Source organism: Halobacterium sp. R2-5, from assembly GCF_011734195.1.
Taxonomy (GTDB): Archaea; Halobacteriota; Halobacteria; order Halobacteriales; family Halobacteriaceae; genus Halobacterium.
The window spans coordinates 99,646-118,171 of sequence record NZ_JAANTH010000003.1; the positions used below are offsets into that span (position 1 = coordinate 99,646).

The window sequence follows — 18,526 nt, forward strand, 5'->3', positions numbered from 1 at the left end:
CCAAGTCAACTAAGCCGTATCGTCATTGCGTTCAACTAAAACGTCACTCCCTCAACTGCTAATTCTGATTTCTCTTCCATCCCCGCCCACTCATCACTTGTATGAAATTATAATCATGCAGGACGTCGCCCACTCTGCTTCACCATCCAAAACACAAGTCGTAGTCTCATCGAAACCGGCCGCACCATCACCGACCTCTAAGAACACCACCATATCCAAACTCTCCTCAACAACTAACCCAACCAAGCTATCCGAAGCGATGACGGCAACCTCAAACAGCGCTTACTCCGATTTACTCCAACACCGAACGACACCACCATTCTCACCCGCCTCAATCTCACACACGAAGCACTCACCCACAGAATACATGATAAACCGATCTTCCTCAATATTCTCTACTTGGGCCGCCCCTTCAACCTCCCAATTAACGTCCTCACTCCCCTCCCACGTGTAGTACTCACTTTCCCCCTCCACAGCAAATTCTAGCACACCCGTGCCACTCCCGACAATATGTTGTACGCAGTCAAGACGGGCTGGAGGCGAGACTCGGACCACACCTCGTAATGAGCGCCATAGTATTTAATCCAGCTGGAGCAGCACAACCACCCTCCTACGATACCAAATTAGGGTAGGCTAACAACAGGTGCAGTACCATCAACTACTTCAGATTCACTACTCAGAGAAAGGTTCCCATGTGAGCAAACATGAAGATAATCCGACGAAAGGAGTTGTCGACCACTTCGACGACGAACACAGCCTGCAGCCGACCTATTATTCTATCTTCTTTCAAAGATAGCGCCCCCGAACAACAGGAAGAGCGAAGGGACTTTCCGCACTGCTGCAGTATTCAGCGCTGATTCGATGGCATCGTTCCGCGTGAAGACTGTTGGTGACGATGGTTACGGGCGCCTCGGTGAACTCGAGGTCACGAACGGCCCCGTCGAAACACCGGCGTTGTTCCCCGTCGTCAATATGATCGGCGGTACTACTGAGAAGTCCGGTGGCGTTTGGCGGCGGATGCGTGACCACCTCATTAAGAAGGACCATCTTCAGGGGATTATGTTCCAGGCGATGAGCTTCACCGACTACGGTGTCTCCCCGGAAAATCTCAACGACTTCTGGCGCCCACAAACATTCCAGGAACGGTTCGACGACCTGAATGCGCCGATCTTCATCGACTCCGGCGGATTCAAACTGATGAACTCTAACACGTTTGGTGAAGCACCAGAAAAAGGTGGTGTACCAAACGAATGGGGGCTGTATACTGACCCTAAGAGTATTCTTGGACTACAGCTCGACTTCGGAGCAGACATCGTTGCGACTCTCGATTACCCTATTCCACCGAATCTGAAGGATGAAGAGAAGACTGAGCGGATGAAGCGCAGTATCGAGAGTGCGGTCGAGTGCCTCCAGATCATGGACGACCCCGGGCTCTTGGAGGAAAACTTCGATATCAACTCGCGCGCCGCCGACCGGCTCAGGGAACGGAAAGCGGCTGGAGAGGAACCAAGCGTCTACATCGCCCTCCACGGTCACGATTACGAGACGATCAACTGGTACGTTGCTCGCTTCCTTCAGCGGGTCGAAGACCTCTCCGTGGAGAGTTCCTTCGAGGGATTCGCTATCGGCTCGCTCGTCCCTCTCCGGGACAGCATGGACATTCTGGTCGACATCGTACAGGGCGCCAAAGATGCGATTCCCGAGTCTCGAGCCGACGAACTCGGCTTGCACGTGTTCGGTGTGGGTGGCAAACAAGTTGGCCTCCTCTCCCTCCTTGGTGTCGACACCTTCGACTGCTCGACACACATGCAGACGGCGCGGTACAAGAAGTATCTCCACCCAGAAACCTGGGCGCACCACAAACTTGAGGATCTCCGCAACCATCTGAATGACGATGGCAGTTTCCCGTGCGACCTTCCGAACTGCCGACTCTGTAACAGCGACGACGTCGATTACGAACTCCTCCTCGAAGAGCTCAACACCGACCTGACGTACGAAGAGCGCCAGGAACGCAAAGACAACGACGAATGGATCAAGAGTGACTACTACGCGGCGCTGGCTCGCCACAACTTCGAAGTCTACAACCAAGAGCTCACACGCGTTCGCGACGCCATCCGCGACGGGCGACTGCTCGAATACGTCATCTCGTTCGCCCGAGAGCACGAGGACATCAAACGAGGGCTGAAAGAGGCACAGCTGCGCAACAAAGAGCTTCGAGCAGAGATCGAGTCCCGTGGCGCCTACGACTTGCTTCCTGGGTCTACGCTGACCAGCGACCAGTCGAAGCTCTCCCGGTGGGACGCCGGTGTTGACGCGAGTAGCGACTCTCAACAGATCTCACTGAAACATACACCCAACGACTTCAACATTCTCGCACAGTCATACTCACCACCCGCTGACAAAAACATCCTCCTGCTGGTTCCATGCAGCCAAAAGAAGCCGTACTCGAAGTCACGCACTCACTCCGTACTCTACGACAAACTAGCAGGTCATACGGAAGACATCTACAAGGTCACAATCTCAGGGATGTACGGCCCGGTTCCCGAGGAGTACGAACGTGAGGATCCCATTCTGGAGTACGATTACGTGCTCGCTAAAGAGGACGAGGAACAGATTGAGTTGATCACGGACCGAGTCCGACAGTATCTCGAAGTGTACGGTAGTCAGTTTGATGAAATAATCGGGTACGTCACGAGCAAGACTTATCGGACTGTTATCGAGAACGCCTTCGAAGCATATGGCCGAGGAAACGTCTATCCGGAGGACCCGCAGGCGATGCAGCTTACTGAGTTCTTCAGGAATACAAACATCCAAGAACTCATCGACCACCTAGAACGACAGAAGATCGACGCCGAGGCCGAACAGTAAATCTTATTTCGGACAGTTAGTCGTCTGCGGCTGCGAGTGTCTTTTGCTTGATGAGGGACTCCACCTCGATGATGTCGATGTGGTGTGTAGAGTTACCGTGGTACGTGAGGGTGTTCTCGTCGAAGTCGAATTCGAGATTGGCACCATAGTATCCCTGTCGCTCGTGTTCTTGTAACTCGGTCGGATCACCGCGTGTCCAGCAAATCGCAACCTCTGTATTCTCGAGTGGAACGTCTTCCTCGAATAATTCAGTGAGTTCTGGATGAACGACCGCGTTTCGAAGCTTACCGTCCTGCCGGACAATTGCGTGAATGTCTGCAGTCGGATCGAAGTCCTCGACTCTGAGGGGTGACGACTGAGTTTGTTGCGTCGCCCGTTCCATGGCGAGAAGGACTTCCGTTTGGTTGTCCGGACTGAACCCGTTGGCCCGAACCTGATCTCGGCGTTCTGAAATCGATGAACGTTGGTTGACCGAGCGGCGCCGGTGTTGCCCCTCTTTGCGTGTCTGGAGGTAGTCTTTGAACCAGGGATCCTGCGTGACCTTGGAGATGTAGTACTCGACTTCGTCCCGGAGTGCTCGGTAAACTGGACTGGCTTTGTTTCGTATCGTTTCGCGGTTCGCAGAGAGTTCGATGTCCTGGCAGTTCGCCACGAAGAAGAAATGGATGAATTCGTTGTCGTGAGAGATGGCCTCGTTCAATCGTTCGACTTTGATGTGATCTTTCGCGAACCAGATGCCGAACTGAGCCGAGTGTCGGCCGTACGTAGGCAACTCGTTTCGAGCTTCTTTCCCACCAACCATTCCCGTGATTTGTAGCGTCGTCTCACCACCTTCGTACTCGATATCGATTTCCTCCGACGGGTAGTGTTTACACATCCGAGCAGCAGGATACATGTCGTCGTCCGGTTCGTGTTGTTCGTCCGGGAACTCCAGCCGATTCGTCGTCGTTAACTGATCTCGAGTATCATCGATCTCCTCATCGAGATCGACGGTAATCTCCATTTCGCGCTGGCTGTCACCGAAGTGGTGCGCAGTAGAACCGGCGATTGTCTTCCACTTGAGATAGTGGTGAATCTTGTTGTACGTCAGCTCCTCTGCGGCGAACCCCTGGCCCGATCGGAAGTTCGTGATTTTGATTTTCGTTCCAGGGTTACCCGGACGGACCTCGTTTTTCGTCAGGTCGTATTCGGGGAGCTCCTTTCGGTTCAGTTTTTCCCACGGCTTGTCCATCACCGCGCGGTAACTAGTTCCCTCGTGGATGGTTGTGACCTCGATGCGGTCGCTCTTGTAGAAGATCTTGGTACCATGGCCCTTGTACCCGATTGAGTCGGTCTTCCTTGAATTCCCCAGGTCGAAGAATGACTCGAGGTCACGCTCGTTCATTCCCTGTCCGTCGTCCTCGATGATAATGTCGGAGCCGTTCGGCCGGTTTTGGATTGTTATCTCGACTTCGGTTGCGTGAGCGTCATATGCATTCGAAAGCGATTCGCGAATGACTTCGAGCGGGTCCTCGAAGTCGCTCGCAATCTCGAGAAATTCGTTTACTTCGTTGACTTTTGGCGACTTTTTCATTAGAAGTACCCTCCGAGGGATTCGTTGACGACCTGGTGAGCGAATCGGCGCATTGTTTTGTCTCGACTGAACGTGTCTTCTAAGTATTCGATGAGGGCATCGTTCCCGTCCTGGTGAATGCTGTTCCGGATGGTCTCCAGTTCCTGCTTCTGAATAATGAGGTTGTGCATCGCAACGGGGCCGAGAATATCCTTCTGGTACTCGGCATTCCCGTTCATGCGATCGACCAGATGATCAGACTGACAGACAGGGCAGGAACACTGACTGAAATCGGCCTCCTCAATGGATACCTGATCCATCAGAGTTCGGTTGTACTTGCCGTTTATCGCATTGTGGAGGTGGGTGCTAGAGTCGAAGGTGTCTGCACCGAGCGCGGCCAGGATTGGGATGGAACGACTTGCAATCCCGAGGACGTGGAGCGGCCAGTCCGAGATCCCCCATTCGTCCATGACCTCCCGGCAATCAGTGACAGCCTGAATAAGGTCGCCTCGGTTGTCTTTCTTTGGGACGAGACTACCGAGTGCGACGCCGTCGAACCCTTCGCGGAGCACGCCCATCGGGACTGAGTCGGTGATTACGTCGAGGAATTCGTTCATCATCGAATAGTTGTATCCGTGCAGTGTCAGATACTGAGCTCCCTCGAAGTCCCGAGTGAGTGTGAGAAACTCGTGAATGTTTTCCGCTGTCTTCTCGGCTTTTCGGATCCGTTCGTCGTGAGAGTCGTCCGGAGCAATCGGATGATCGAGGTTGACGATGATGTCGCTTCCAATAGCTTCCTGGATTTCATAGACAGTCTCCTGATTCATCTCGACCTCGAAGTCGCTACCGTCAATCTCGGCGTTGTTGAGGAATTTGAACCCGCCGGAATCTGCGAAGATCAGGCCGTTATACGGCTCGAATAACTCCCGTTGCTTGATCGGCATCTCCAGGTACTGCTCGAAACGGTCTCTGGTGAGATTGTAGTCCGTGAGCGAAGAGACGGACATCATCGAAGCGTCGAAGTAGCGGTCCAGAGGCTCGAGGCCGACACGGTCGGCGCCGATCATGAATTCCTTCAGCGTTCGATGGATCCCTCCGCCGTAAACACTCCGTTCCGAACCTCCCGCGTAAAAATTCATCACCGGGAACAGATTAGGGGTTTCGAGCGTTGTACCGTTTATATGCAACGAGCCTGCACGGGCGTCACCGGATGTCGAGCTGATGTCGAAGTTGAAAGACCGGGTAGATTTTGCGTGAGGCATCACTGGACAGGTGCTATGGTCCGCGTATTCGTCTCCAACGCCTCGAGATCGCCCCTGACCAACTGCTTTAGGATGCTTCCCTTGTACCCGATACCATCCCCTTCGATGAAGTAAACCGGAACATCGAGTACCGACTCGACACCCTCTAACGCGCGGTTATAGTCCCCGCCGACGTTCACGATTATCCTTTCGTAGTCGTCCGCGCGCTCAACAATCCTCTTCTTCACTTCCGGTGCGAGGTCCGCGGCGCGGTTCGCATCCATCCGACGGTCGTACCACGATATCTCATCGTCCGGATCAATCAGGCCGTGTTCAGCAGAGAGGATACAGAGATCGATGTCTTCGTCGAACTCCTCCTCACGTTTCGCCTTCTTGATGATTTTGAAGAAGAACCCGCTATACAAATCCAGAGCCGGCACCGGTTCGCCCGGCTCGTTCTTGGACTTAGAGCAACCCTGTACCAGTAAGGACGACATACTCTGTTGTTGCGACCACCGATGCTTGAATGTTGCCCCCTTGAATGACTTCGAACGTCGTGTGGCTGTGATATTGGATTCGTCAGGCGCCACATCCTTAGCTCCCTTCGGTTTGCTTTCGCCGCCACGAGCTGACAGAGAACGTCTCTGGTGGCACTCGCAGTCTGACTGTCTTATAAACCAACACACTCGTCGCTTCGCGCCTGCTCCCGAAAAATCAATTATTCTATATTTCTCCGGCGCCAGAAACTACTGATTCGACGTCCTGGGCGTGCCGCGAGATTGTGACAGTGGACACGTCTGCGGCGTCCGCAGCGGCCGCCTGCGTCAGGTTGCGTCCGGCTTCACTGGCAGCGACGTATACGATTGTCGCGGCGACTGCAGCGGGATGCTTGCCGACGTGAATCCCCTCCGCGGTGACCCGTTCGAGGTACTGTGCGGCGACGCGCTCCACCGATGGACCGAGATCGAGACGCGACACGACCTGCGCAAGGAAGTCCCGCGGATGAGCGGGCGGGACTGTGACCTCGAGTTCCGTTTTAACGACCTGGACGTGGTGGCGGACAGGCGAAGCCGCTACCGGGGAGTAGGCTGCGACGCAGTCCACCGTCGCCGGATAGTGACGCTCCCGAGCGGCGAGAAAGACGCAGGCCGCCGCGAACGCCTCAATGGATCGACCGACGAGGAGGTCGTTGCCCGCACACTGTCGGTAGAGGTACGCTGCCCGTTCCCGCATCGGCTTTGGCAGCTCGACACCCGAAGAGACGCTTCGGACCTCGCGGAGGCCGCGGACAACCGACCGCTCGCTGTTTGTGAGTCTGTCATCGTACCTCGTGAACCGCTCCGTCGCCTCTGCGCCCGCCTGTCCAATCTCGGATCCGGTGTCAAGCCACTGAATACTCTGACTCGGGCCGAGCCGCCGGTCTGCGCGGTCCCGCCACCGCGGTTCGCTCCGCTCTAGGAGCCCCTCGGATAGTACGACACCGCAGTCGCCGCAGTACACACTGCCACTGTCGGTGACGGGCTTGGCCGCTCCACACTCCGAACATTCCTGGGACCGTTGGCGCGTCGACGTGCGTTCGTTCGACCCGCAGAATGCCGGGGCGCTATCCGTAACGGATGTCGTCGGTGTTTGCGACTCGGTACCGACACCGGTGGTTTCGCTGCGATTCTGCGGGCGGGTTCGAAGCGGGTCAGTGGTCGGTGCCAACAAGCCGGAGCTGCCGTCGCAGCAGCGCGTCGTGGTCGTACTATTTAGTTGGGAGCGTTATGTAACTTTCTCTGGTCGGTTCGAGAGCGGAGGAAGGAGGGCTATGTCAGAGGCACGGTGAACCCCCCCACCCCCATTCACCCGAGGTCAGCGCTTGCACTTAAACTGAAAGAACGGATCACACACGGTCAGTGTCGTTGCTCGTCTGGACGAGCGCGAAGCCGTCTCGATCATGCGACGTTGTCACCGCCTTTTCGAGCGCTAGCAGGTGTGCGTCGACTTCGTCGACGGTGTCGGCGGGCAGCGACGAGACGTACGACCCGAACCGGAACAGCGCCTGCTCGTACTTCCGACCGTTGACGGAGTCCGGGAGTGTCTTCTGGAAGAACTCGCTGAACTCCCCGAACCGATCGGCCGACGCTGTAGCACTCGCGGGTAGCGACTCGTCGCCAGTCCGATCGCCCGAGAGGTACGCGAATGCAACCCAGCAGCGAGCATCGAAGATGGGGAATCGTGGAGAGTACGCGTGCGGACCGCTATCCGCGAGGTGCAGGAGGAAGGCGGGGGTAACCACCGTCCGATTGGCCAGTGCGCCGCGATCTACGAGCCGGTCACTTAGGGTGGCGACGGCGTCGCTGGGGTCGCGTTCGGTCAGCGCCGCCAGCTCGTCGTTGGACACGACGGTTGTCACTGCCTCGACGTCGACCCCGCGGCTGAGGTCCTTCCAGTCCCAGAGGGCGCGAGCGCGCTCGAGTGGTGCTGAGTGCGACTGCATCGCCGCCTCGTAGGTCGATTCGTCGTCCTCTCGGGCCGAGTACTGCAGCGACCAGTACTCGACGTTGATCGGCACGGAACGAGCCATTAGTGTAACCCTCGATACACAGCCCCGAAAACCGCTGCGTTCCGATCGTCCGACCTGCGCTTCGATTTATATGCCGAGACAGACCTGTGGATAGCGAACGACCAGATGGATACCCGACATCCACCGATCGAGTCACCGGAACGTGACCACGTGGTCGACTGCGCTCCCCACGGTGTCGAAACTGGCCGTCGTGGGTACCAGCGACAGTCGGCTCGTCCAAAGAGATTTACCGGTAAGCGACCTCTCCACAATCACTGATAGCCGCGTCCAGTAGACCGATGGTCAAACTCACAGACACCGAAGCTGCGCTCGTCGACCAGCTGCTCGACGCCGTCGAAACGGTACTCGTCGAGCTCCCCGACGTCGACCCGTCGTACGCGAACAAGACCAAGCTGCAGAAGCTGCTGTACCTCGCGATCGACGAGTTCGAAATTCCGGTCACGTACAGCTGGTATCTCGCCGGCGCCGTCGTCCCCGACCGCGACATCGGGCCGGACGCCGTGACGGGCGGACCATCCGGCCCAACCGGGCCAGACGCGCTTTCCCATGCAGCGGCCCAGCCGTCGACGACGAACGAGGTGGACGACGCAAGCCCTGAGGGACCCAGCGTTGATCCAATTCTGTTCACTGGGGACGCTGACGGCGGAGCCGACGATGCACCGGCGGACGTCACGACGTACGTGACTCGCGAGGAGTTGCACTCGTTTTACCGGCGAGAGGTTCCGGACGTGTGGCACCAGGAGACGATGCGGTTCCTCCAGAACTTCTACCAAGAGATGGCACCCGAAGCGTACCGACTACTGTACATCGAGAGCACGCACCTGCGCGCGAACCTCTCGGAGTTGGCCGACGCCGTGGCCTGCCACGTCCGCGGCGACGAGCCGGCGCGGTCGATCACAGCGATACGCGAGTCGATCGAGCTGTCCATCTCGGACCTGCACTACCACCTCCGGCGGGACGACCGGCTCGCCCAGACGTTCGACGTGGTCGTCGACGGAACGGACCTCGTCGAAGACGTGCTCGTAATGGTCGACCAGCGGCCGCGGGACGAACTGACCGAAGGTCACGTCTCGTTGCTCGATGACCTCCAGGACTTCTTCTACTTCTACGTCTGGAAGTACCCCTGTTTGCTCGTCTCGCAGGAAACGGCTACCGGGCCGCGTGCGGACGCCCTCCGCTCGGAGCGGGCTCGCGAATTCGAATCCTTCGAGGAACGGGTCAGGGATAGACAGCGCGATCTGGCGGCGGAGTTCGATTCGGCCGGCCTGCTCCCCGGCCCGGACGACTACGAGCCGGTGACCGATCCGGAGTTGTCCCAGAGACTAAGTGATTTATCCTCACAGTATCTCGAGTGAGGACGTATGGGTTCTGAGGACGCCGCCGAGTCCGAGGGTGGAAACTCGAGTCCGTCGACCGTCTTCGTCGATACGAGCGTCCTCCTGAACTACGTGCAGCAAGACGTCGAACGCGATAGAGCGTCCGCGATCATGGACGTTGACGAGGTCGGCATCGTGGTCGGTGTCACCGTCGCGGAAGAACTCGAGGCGGTCCGCGACCGGCGCGCGGATATCTACGAGGACTTTGTCGACTTCCTCCTCGAAGAGGACGGTGAAGTTGGCGGCTACACGCCCGTCTCTCGACGACCGTACTTCCAGGCGAACGACGAACAACACGTTCGAAACATCCAGATGCGGTTGTCGAAGATCGACGATCGGGCGGCGGTTCAGCGGGAACTGCGTCGGGTCACTCGCGCGGCGAAACGCCGTCTCGAATACCTCACAGAGGAAGTCCTGCCCGACGTGACGTTCGACCAACAGCCCGGGCTCACGGTGATGTTCGCACTCGGGGAAATAGTCGGCAACGACAACGACCGCCGCGTCGTCGGTGACGCTGCCCTCTGGTCAGCGGAGGGCGAGGATAGTTCCGGTGTGTTCGTCACGATGGACAAAGCTGACCTCGTGGACGCGGCCGAAGAAATCAACGCCGCGCTCAGGGACGCGAAAGACGAACGGTGGGAATTGAAGGTTGTGTTCCCGTCACAGCTCTCCATCACGGGCGGCACTGACTGACAGTTTGGAGATGAGGTGTCCCCACTCGGAGCCGGCTAGTCTGCCGATTCGACCTCTAGCCCCAAATTCTCCCGAACGTAGGCTCGTGCCGATTCGTGGTCGTTTTCCAGGATTTCGCAGAGCTCGCGGTTGAGCGTCAGCCCACCGTGCGTGATGTTTGCCGACCCCATGTACACGAACTCGTCGCAGACCACTGCCTTCGCGTGCAGGTCGTCAACTTCGTGAAGCGCCACGTGGTCGGGGAGGCGGTTTTTGACGTACTCGTTGTGCTGCTCGCCGGTTCGGACGAACAGCTCGACGTCTTTCTCCGGCAATTTCTCGAGCGCCTCGAGCAGTCGGACGTCCCGTTCCGAGAATCGGTCGTTGACAGGGAAGTTGAGAGTGACGTCACTCAGCCACGGCGACACGATGACCGTCCGGTCGCTGTGGAGGAGCGCGAACCCCACGAAGTACGAGAGGCTCTCAGAAGTCAAGGAAAACGCTCGTGTCATTGAATTCACCTGCTGGGATGAGCTGTCTGTCGAACATTTCGTCGCTCGTCTCGTCGGACGGAACGGTGTGGACGACCTCCTCCCGGAGCGCCTCCAAGTGGACGTAGCTCAGCGAGTCACTTTGCTCGTTTGTCGCGATGCACTCGCTGAGGTGGAGATTCTCGACGCATCCGTCGATGTCCGGCGAGAAGAACACAGTCTCGGCGCGGTCGGCGTCGGAGATATCGACGTCGAGTCCGGCGACTGCGTCCGTCGGGAACTCCTCGGCGCCAGCGACCTGCTCACTGGCGATCGCGCGCTTCACCCTGTACGCCTCCTCGAGTTCCACACCCTCGTCGGCTGCGAACTGGTAGGCCTTGTCGACGCTCGAGAAGACTTCCTGCACCACGCTGTCGACGACCGACTCGTACGGAATGTCGAGCACGTCACTGACGAGCGCCTCGATCGCGTCCTCGTCTTCGGGCGAGTCCGGGAGCCGGTCCACGAACGCGTGGTCGGCCCAGAGCCGCTCGTTGATAACCTGAGGGTTGTACGCGGTCCGATTGACTGCTTCCAGTACCGTTGCCGGGTCACTCTCGAGTTCGTCGTACACGAGATCGACGATTCCCTGTCCCCCTTCCGTTCGTTCGAAGACGTAGACCTCACTCTGTTCCCGGTCGAACCCGTAGAACAGCATCGTCGTGTTGACCGCGCTGACGTCTGAGACGAGCTGCAGGAAGAAGTGCGCCGCCGTGTGGTAGGCGACGTACTCGTAGTCGAACTCCTCGAAGTCGTTGTACCGTTCGGCGATCTCTCGGACCTCCTCACTGTTCACTCGTTCGAGGAACGAATCCATGTCGAAAATGAGGCCACGCGTGTCCAGCTGGAAGCCGATAGTTTCCTCGGGCGTGTCGATATCAACCTCGAAGGGATCGCCAGCCCCGAAGCTCACCTCTGCCCCCCACGACTGGGCAGGCCGAATGTTGAGGGTCACGCCCTCGAGGGCGACTTCGGACGTGATGTCCGCCAGTGAAATTGTGCCCGTCGTATCGATCTGCGTCTCGTCTCTGATCCGGGTACTCACGTGCGCATCAGAGTGAATCTTGCCCAGCTTACTCTTTCCGTGTCGCAAACAGTTATCCAGGTCAGAGAGGATCTGGTAGCAGTCGGGACAGTACCGGACGATATTCAGCGCTGCCTCGCCACTCAGGTCAGTCATCGAGTCCAGTTCGATCGAGTCCGGGACGAGGATACCGTCGCGGACTTCCCCGCTCACGTTCCGGGAGAAGTCGAACTGGACCCCATCCTCAGTCACCTCAGTGTGGGGGAGAAACGCCTGCATTTCGTTCGTCTCGGACTGATATTCCGAGCGGTACGGCGCGTACGTGGACACGAGCTTGTCGATGGACTCGTCGGAGCTACTGGTCGAGTCAGGTTGGAAGACGCTAAAGAAGCGTCCAGAGTCACCGTAGTAGTTCGGCGGGACGTACCACACTTCGCCAAGTGACCGGTCGTCGACCTGTAGAAACCGGTCGAGGTAGTACCCACCACGCAGCAGGTGCCGGACAGCGTACAAACTGAGGTACGGACGACCGAAGCTCACGTATTCCTCCAGTTCGTCGAGTACTTCCTGCAGGTAGTACACCTGCTTCTGGGTCCGGTAGAAGTCCTTGATGCGGTCGTCGTCACTGAGCGCACTCAGTTGGGTCACTGCCTCCTGCACCTCGTTCAGCCGATCCGTGCGGACCGACGGAATCGGTTCGTCAGAGGCTCGATTGACCTGACTCTGGAGCTTGATTAGATCGCCACTCAGCCCGAAAAGGTCACCCAACAGTCCCTCGAAATGCTGGACTTTCGTCTGGGTGTCACCGTCCGGAATCCGTGACGCCCGTTCGCGTAACCGCTCGAGCTCCGATTCCAGTTCGGCAACATCAGCCTCGTACCCAGAAGCGCCCAGTGCGTGGAGCTCGTTCTCGTACCCAGACACTTGGCCGAACAGCGAGTTCACCAGCTTCAGTACCTGGTCTTGGACGCGGTGTACGTAGTTGTCGACGGCGTCCTCGCCCCTGACCACGTCACCGTCGTCCAGCCCGAAGAACGACTCGATGTCCTCGAACTCGCTTTGCCTCTCGTCGAGGTACGTCTCCAGTGCTGCATACGCCTCCTCGACGAGCGCTTCGGAGAGCAGTGGTTCGGGCGCGACATCGACGCCTAGCTCCTCGTCGAAGAATTCCGATGGCGATAGCAAGAGCCGGCGGTAGGCGTCGAAGCCCAAGCGGTCGTCGAGGTACTCCTCAACGAACACCTCATGTGGGTCTTCCAACCGGAAGTTGCGCTGTTCGACGTCGCTGGCTACCTCGTAGTACTCGCGGAACCGTCCGTGAATCCACTCCACCACGTCGTTGTCCGTTTTCAACGGCGTACGGATGTCCGAGTCCAAGAACCGGTCGGCTCGGTAGAACATGTTCGCGTCCCCGGTGAGTCCTGACAGCATCACCGCGATATGAGCGTCCATGCCCTCCTCGCGTGCAGCGCGGCCGGCGCGCTGCTTGAACGACGACAGGTCCCAGGGCGTCCGGTACTGGGTGATCGTCTTAATCTCCCCCACGTCGATCCCGACTTCTAAGAACGACGTCGACAGCAGGACGTCGCTGTTTCCGACGTCAGCGGAGTCGAACCCGCGGTCGGAGTACACCGGCAGAAAGCTCAGATGTTGGTCGAGGAAGTTGTGGTTCATCTCCCGCGCAACTTCGGTCCAGTCCTCGACATCGTCGCCGCCAAGGTGGTACCGCCACAGCTCGCGGTTGTGGTCGGCGTCGACTAGCTGCGTGTACTTCTGATTGACCTGTGAGATGCTATCGATAAACGCGAGCATCTTCCCGCGTTCACCATTCGCATCCTCGAGAAGGCTGTGCCCCAGCAGGAGGTGTTGCTGGATGGACATCGAGGACGCCCCCGGCCCGTCCTGTGACGCGAGCATGAAGTAGTAGTGCTCGTGGTCGTCGTGGTCGTCGTCGAAGTCGGACTCCGGCGGCTCCACCGTCCGGATGTGGTTGCTGGAGACGCCGAACAGCTGCTTCCCGAACCGCGCCGCGTCGTCGATGGTCGCACTAGATCCCAGCCAGAGAACCGGCTGTTCGGTGATGTCGTTGATGTTCTGGATGATTTTCGCGGCATGTGCACCCCGCAGCTGCGTGTTCAGGTGCACCTCGTCGAGCACGATGGTGTCGATGTTGTCGATTAGGGGGTAGTTCGGCTTGAGCGCGAACCCCTCGAGGGACTCCAGCGTCGTCAGCAGAATGTCCGGCTGGTTGTGGAACACCATGTCCTTCCGGGAGAGGACCAGCTCCTGGTCCGTGAACGAGTGTTCCGGGTGCTGCTCGCACTGCAGCGTGTACGACCGAGAGGTGCCGTGATACTCGAAGGCGTTCGGCGACCCCTCTTTGCCACACCAGCAGTTTGCCAGCCTAAACCGGGGGCGCCCGCCACCGGCATCGAAAAACGTCGAGTTCGTCTCCACGTCGCTCATCTCGTAGGGCATCCGACCGACGTACACGCCGACCGACAGCTGGTCTCCGGTCTGAGACTTTATTTCGTGGACGTGCTCGAGCACGCGTCCGAGCTGGTCCTGAAGGAGTGCGCGGCTCGGGTACACGATCGCTGTCGACTCCTGGCGCCCCTCGCGGAGGAGCTGGTATAGCGGCCCGAGGAATGCCTCTGTCTTCCCGAAACCCGTCGGCGCAGAGAACACCGCCGCCCTGTTCTCCCCGGTCTCACGGCGCTCACGGTGGAGCTCCTCGACGGTCTGCCAGCTCTCGACCTGGAAGTCCAACGGGTCGAACCCGAAGAAATCGATAATCTCCTGAACGAATTCGTCGGAGCCGTCGTATGGACTCGTCTGCCGGCGCTGTTGTTTCTCGCTCCGGTACTTCACCGCCTCCGTGACGAACGGCGGGTCGTCTTGGTCCGCGTCGAAAATGCGTCTGTTGTTGAGAATTCCATCGATGAGCGGTCGAACGTCCCGATTGATGCGAGCGGCGTTGGTGTGCCGGTCAATAAATTGCATAGGGGGTGAGACAGTGCGTGTTCCTCCGATTCGGCTCCCAGTTCTTCAACGTTGCTCACACGAAGCCGAGACGCGATACCCCCGAACATCGGGCGCCGCGCGTCGCGTTACGACAGTGTGAGCTCGATGTACTCACCGATGTCCGACTCGGCGAGCTGGCGTCGCTGCGTCTCGCTCAGGTCGGCATACGACAGCCGTTCGTCCTCGATCATCCGGTAGATCAGATTCCGTATCTCCTCGGGGTAGACGCCGAACATCTCGTCTTTGAGATCGTCGAACGCCGTTCTCATCTCCTCGCCGTACTCGCGTGCGTTCGCCTCCAGTTCGTCGAGTGACGCGTCTCCGCTCAGGTAGACGTGTTCCTTCCACCGCCAGTCGTCGAGCAGGCCCTCCAGGGCTTCGAGACGTACCTCGCTGACGCGGTCGACCCGGTCGTTCAGCCGCCGCATCGCGGCGACCGTCGAGTTGTGCTTCAGTCGGAGCTCCTGAATGCGGTTCTCGACGGTCGTCGCCGCCGACTCGACGTCCGTTTCGAGGTCGTCGATTTCGGCCTCGACGGTCCCGTAGTCGCCGCGGTCGAGGTGCGTCATGACAGTCTCGACGCGCTCTCTGGCCTCGGCGTCGATCTGCACAGACTCCTCGAAGAACGCCTTCGCGAGGACTCGCTGGAGAATCGTCTCCTCCATCGTCTCCGCGATGTCGTCCAGCTCGTCGGAAAGGTGGCGACGGCGGTACTCTTCCTGGACTGCTTCGAGACGCGTCTGCAGCGGCTGCGAGTTACTCGACATAGTGATCACCCACGCGTTTGAACTCGGTCGCGAACCCAGACACCGTCCCGCCGCCCACGATCGTGATGTCATCATAGCGCTGGTAGACATCGGATGCGACGAGCTTCATGCTGACGAGTACGGCGTGCAGCCGGTCCTGATCGGACCCGTGGCGAAGCGAGGACGCGAGCTCCGCGGCCGCGACCGCATCGTCGATGTCCGTCTGGTCGAGCGCGACGAACTTGCTCAGCGACTCGATCATCTCGGCGTCCGCGCTGTCGTAGGTGCGAAGCGTCGTGACGATGTCTTCGATCTCCGTGAGTGAGACGGCGTCGAGTTCATCGGTGAACACGCTCACAGTGTCGGCGCGGTACTCGCTTTCAACTTCCTCGAGCGCCGCCTGTGCGTCGTACGCTCCGTCCGCGATGTCCCGAATCTTGCTGTCCGTGTCAAACCGGACGCGCGGCGAGATCCGCTGGATCTGTCCGCGTCCGAGCCCGGCAAGCACCTCGTACGGCGGATTCTCGGCGATCCGGTCGCGGACCGCCGCAAGATCAAGTGTGTTCGCGTTGGCGCCGTAGAACCCCTCAACCAGGTCCTCGAACCACTGGCCGTTGTCGACGAATGCTCTGAGGTCTTCGAACTCGTCCGGCGGTAGCTCTGCCTGGAGTTCGGCGCGGAGGTCCGAGTCCATCGTGTACGATGTCCCGTCAGAGAACCGCTCACTGAGCGTCTCCGCGGACAGCCCCTCGAACGGTGAGTCCAGCAGGGCGACCAGCGCGTAGCCGGCCAGCGCGAAGTCCTCGAACTCGTAATCCGCGGACTTCTTGAAGAACCGCGTCTCCGACCGGAGATTCGCCTCGATGACCTTTGTGCGCCAGCGGCGAGCGTACCCCGTCAAGTGGGTCCCCATCTCGCGCAGGAGCTCCGCGTAGTCCGCGCCCGACTTGTCCTCCTCGCGGTAGACACCGAACTCGAGGAGCTTTTTCAGGTCCGAGATGCGGAACGCCTCGGGATCGACTACGATCTGGTCCTCGTCGGGCGCCCGCGCCATCGACCGGAACACGAACGGGTCCTTCTGGCTGCTCAGGTTGTAGCGCAAGGTCGTCCCGTCGAACAGCTGGTAGTCGTTCGTCAGCCGTTCGATGGCGTCACGAAGCCCGACGCGCAAGTACCGGCTTATCTCCGGGAAGTCGCCCGGGTTCTGCTGCCACGGCTGGACGTTCGGGCGGTGTTCTTCGATCAGCCGTTGCGCCTTGGACTTCCGCTCCACCGTCGTTCCCGACGTTCCGATATCGTTGCCGGTGCCACCACCGGTCGTGCCTCCGTTGGTTGGCGGTACATCCACGTCGTTATCCGTCGGAACGAGGACGCTGCCGCCGGACTCCTCGACTCCATCCAGGGCGGCGACCGTATCCTGGAGTCCAAATACGTCCACGAACCGGCAGTCGACTTCGATTCCGTCCTCGGTCGGAACGCCGTACCAGCGTGCGAGGTTCGCGACCGAATCCGCCTGCTCGTAGATCTCGGTGGCGGGGTCGACACTGTTCGTCAGCGTGGACAGCCGCTCGGCGTCGGATGGCGCGTCCACGTACCCGTCGTAGTAGTCGCGGAGCACGTCGAAGACGGCCATCACGTACTCGCGGGGCGACTGTTCATCCTCGCGAAGGCCGCGGTAGACGCGCTCGAGGAACGGCTCGTTGAACGGGAACAGGTCGCGGAAGGGCTCGTCGCAGAACCCGCAGTCCGCGCAGGTCGAATCTGCGGGCGCAGGCTCCAGTTCGATCTCCAGGCCCTCTCCGCTGCGGTCGTACCGGACGCTGCCGTCGAACGACTTGAAGTATCCGAGGTACGGGCGGATGAAGTCGACCGCGGAGTCCTCGTCGAGGAACAGCACGCTGTTCGAGTTCTGCCGGTTCGTCCGGTAGAACTCGAAGCGGTCCTCGGCGGTCTGCGTGTGCAGGACCTGCGTGGAGTCGCGTGTGCCCGCAACGACGAAGTCCCAGTTGTCGCTGCTCTTGTCCCGCTCCATGTAGTTGCGGAGCCGCTGCCCTTCCATGGCTGTAATCGCGAAGTCCTCGAAGACGATTACAGGCCGCGTGTCGGTGAACCGGTCGCCGACCCGCTCGAGGACGTCGTCGAGGGAAGCCGTCTGGTAACGGTCCCGGATTTCCCGCCACAGCTCCTCGTTGAACGCTGTTACCGCCTCCGACTCGTCGACACTGTCCGCGACGATCTGGAGGAAGTCGTTCCGGCGGTAGGCCTGCTCGGTGACGAACTTGATCTCCTTGGCGTACTCGCCTTTCTCCACGAGCAGCGACAGCTGGTCCTGGACGAACTCCTTGATCTTCTCCTCATCGTCGTCCCCGACGTCGATGTCGTACCCACGCGCGCTGAGGTTCAGGATGGCGCCCGACGTCGCGTTGTTCGCCACGACGCTCCCGTTCTGCTCGAGGTCTTCCCGGAGCTGCTTGAAGTTCGACGCGCCCGGCAGCTCTTCGCCGAACTGCCCCTCGTAGAACTCTGGGATGCGCTCGGAGAGCAGCGTCATCAGGTCGTCGTCCTTGTCGACGTGGAGGATCGGTCGCTCGTCTTCCTCCAGCCGGTGCGCGAGGTACGCGCACAGCTCTGACTTCCCCGTGCCGACTTCGCCCTCGATGACGACAGTGAAGTTCCCGACGCGTTCGTCCGAGAACTCCCGATACACCTGCTCCTCGCTGACGACTTCTTCCTCCGTCTGGGTCCCCTGCGGCGACCGGAACACTTGGATCGGCCGGTGGGTGAAGTCGAACAGCTCCTTGTCGTCAGACCGCACTGCCGCCACTTTCGAGAACAGCCGGCGGAGCGTCTCCTCGTCCACGTTCTGGAAGTGTGGACAGTAGAGGCCTGAATCGTCGGTCTGTTGTTCTTGTTCCGTGCTCATG

12 protein-coding genes are annotated in these 18,526 nt (G+C 59.4%); 3 read left to right on the forward strand and 9 right to left on the reverse strand.

What is annotated here, in order from left to right:
* Positions 1-861: 861 nt before the first annotated feature.
* A complete protein-coding gene (locus tag G9C83_RS15055; RefSeq protein WP_167247422.1) occupies positions 862-2,868 on the forward strand; it encodes a DUF5591 domain-containing protein in 2,007 nt (668 codons plus the stop codon).
* A 16-nt stretch (positions 2,869-2,884) separates the two neighbouring features.
* Here the strand turns inward: G9C83_RS15055 and G9C83_RS15060 are convergent, their stop codons facing one another.
* The 5 genes from G9C83_RS15060 to G9C83_RS15080 all read right to left on the reverse strand — a co-directional run bounded on the left by G9C83_RS15060 (position 2,885) and on the right by G9C83_RS15080 (position 8,218).
* Complete coding sequence (locus G9C83_RS15060) at positions 2,885-4,441, reverse strand: ATP-binding protein (RefSeq protein WP_167247424.1); 1,557 nt, start codon at positions 4,439-4,441, stop codon at positions 2,885-2,887.
* Positions 4,441-5,682: a tRNA-guanine transglycosylase gene (locus G9C83_RS15065; RefSeq protein WP_208288914.1), complete on the reverse strand. Its 1,242-nt coding sequence runs from the start codon at positions 5,680-5,682 to the stop codon at positions 4,441-4,443. The genes G9C83_RS15060 and G9C83_RS15065 overlap by 1 nt, the downstream gene beginning before the upstream one ends.
* On the reverse strand, positions 5,682-6,158 hold the full coding sequence (locus G9C83_RS15070; protein ID WP_167247426.1) for a DUF6884 domain-containing protein: 477 nt from the start codon (positions 6,156-6,158) through the stop codon (positions 5,682-5,684). The genes G9C83_RS15065 and G9C83_RS15070 overlap by 1 nt, the downstream gene beginning before the upstream one ends.
* A gap of 226 nt (positions 6,159-6,384) precedes the next feature.
* On the reverse strand, positions 6,385-7,161 hold the full coding sequence (locus G9C83_RS15075; RefSeq protein ID WP_167247428.1) for a transcription initiation factor IIB family protein: 777 nt from the start codon (positions 7,159-7,161) through the stop codon (positions 6,385-6,387).
* A gap of 385 nt (positions 7,162-7,546) precedes the next feature.
* Positions 7,547-8,218 carry a hypothetical protein gene (locus tag G9C83_RS15080; RefSeq protein WP_167247429.1) on the reverse strand — a complete coding sequence of 224 codons (672 nt, stop codon included), beginning with the start codon at positions 8,216-8,218 and terminating at the stop codon, positions 7,547-7,549.
* A gap of 290 nt (positions 8,219-8,508) precedes the next feature.
* On the opposite strand from G9C83_RS15080, the gene G9C83_RS15085 reads away from it, so the two are divergent.
* Positions 8,509-9,585, forward strand: a complete 1,077-nt coding sequence (locus G9C83_RS15085; protein WP_167247430.1) for a hypothetical protein — start codon at positions 8,509-8,511, stop codon at positions 9,583-9,585.
* A gap of 6 nt (positions 9,586-9,591) precedes the next feature.
* Entirely contained in the window at positions 9,592-10,299 is a 708-nt protein-coding gene (locus tag G9C83_RS15090; RefSeq protein WP_167247431.1) for a hypothetical protein, read from the forward strand.
* Positions 10,300-10,334: 35 nt separating this feature from the next.
* On the opposite strand, the gene G9C83_RS15095 is transcribed toward G9C83_RS15090, so the two are convergent.
* From G9C83_RS15095 to G9C83_RS15110, 4 genes are all read right to left on the reverse strand, one after another.
* On the reverse strand, positions 10,335-10,745 hold the full coding sequence (locus G9C83_RS15095) for a phospholipase D-like domain-containing protein (RefSeq protein ID WP_208288916.1): 411 nt from the start codon (positions 10,743-10,745) through the stop codon (positions 10,335-10,337).
* 16 nt (positions 10,746-10,761) lie between these two features.
* Positions 10,762-14,835 (reverse strand): DEAD/DEAH box helicase, encoded by a 4,074-nt coding sequence (locus tag G9C83_RS15100; RefSeq protein WP_167247433.1) that lies wholly within the window; start codon positions 14,833-14,835, stop codon positions 10,762-10,764.
* 107 nt (positions 14,836-14,942) lie between these two features.
* The gene (locus G9C83_RS15105) at positions 14,943-15,623 is read right to left on the reverse strand and encodes a hypothetical protein (protein ID WP_167247434.1); all 681 of its coding nucleotides are present in this window, start codon (positions 15,621-15,623) and stop codon (positions 14,943-14,945) included.
* On the reverse strand, positions 15,613-18,525 hold the full coding sequence (locus G9C83_RS15110; protein WP_167247435.1) for an ATP-binding protein: 2,913 nt from the start codon (positions 18,523-18,525) through the stop codon (positions 15,613-15,615). The genes G9C83_RS15105 and G9C83_RS15110 overlap by 11 nt, the downstream gene beginning before the upstream one ends.
* Position 18,526: the final 1 nt, after the last annotated feature.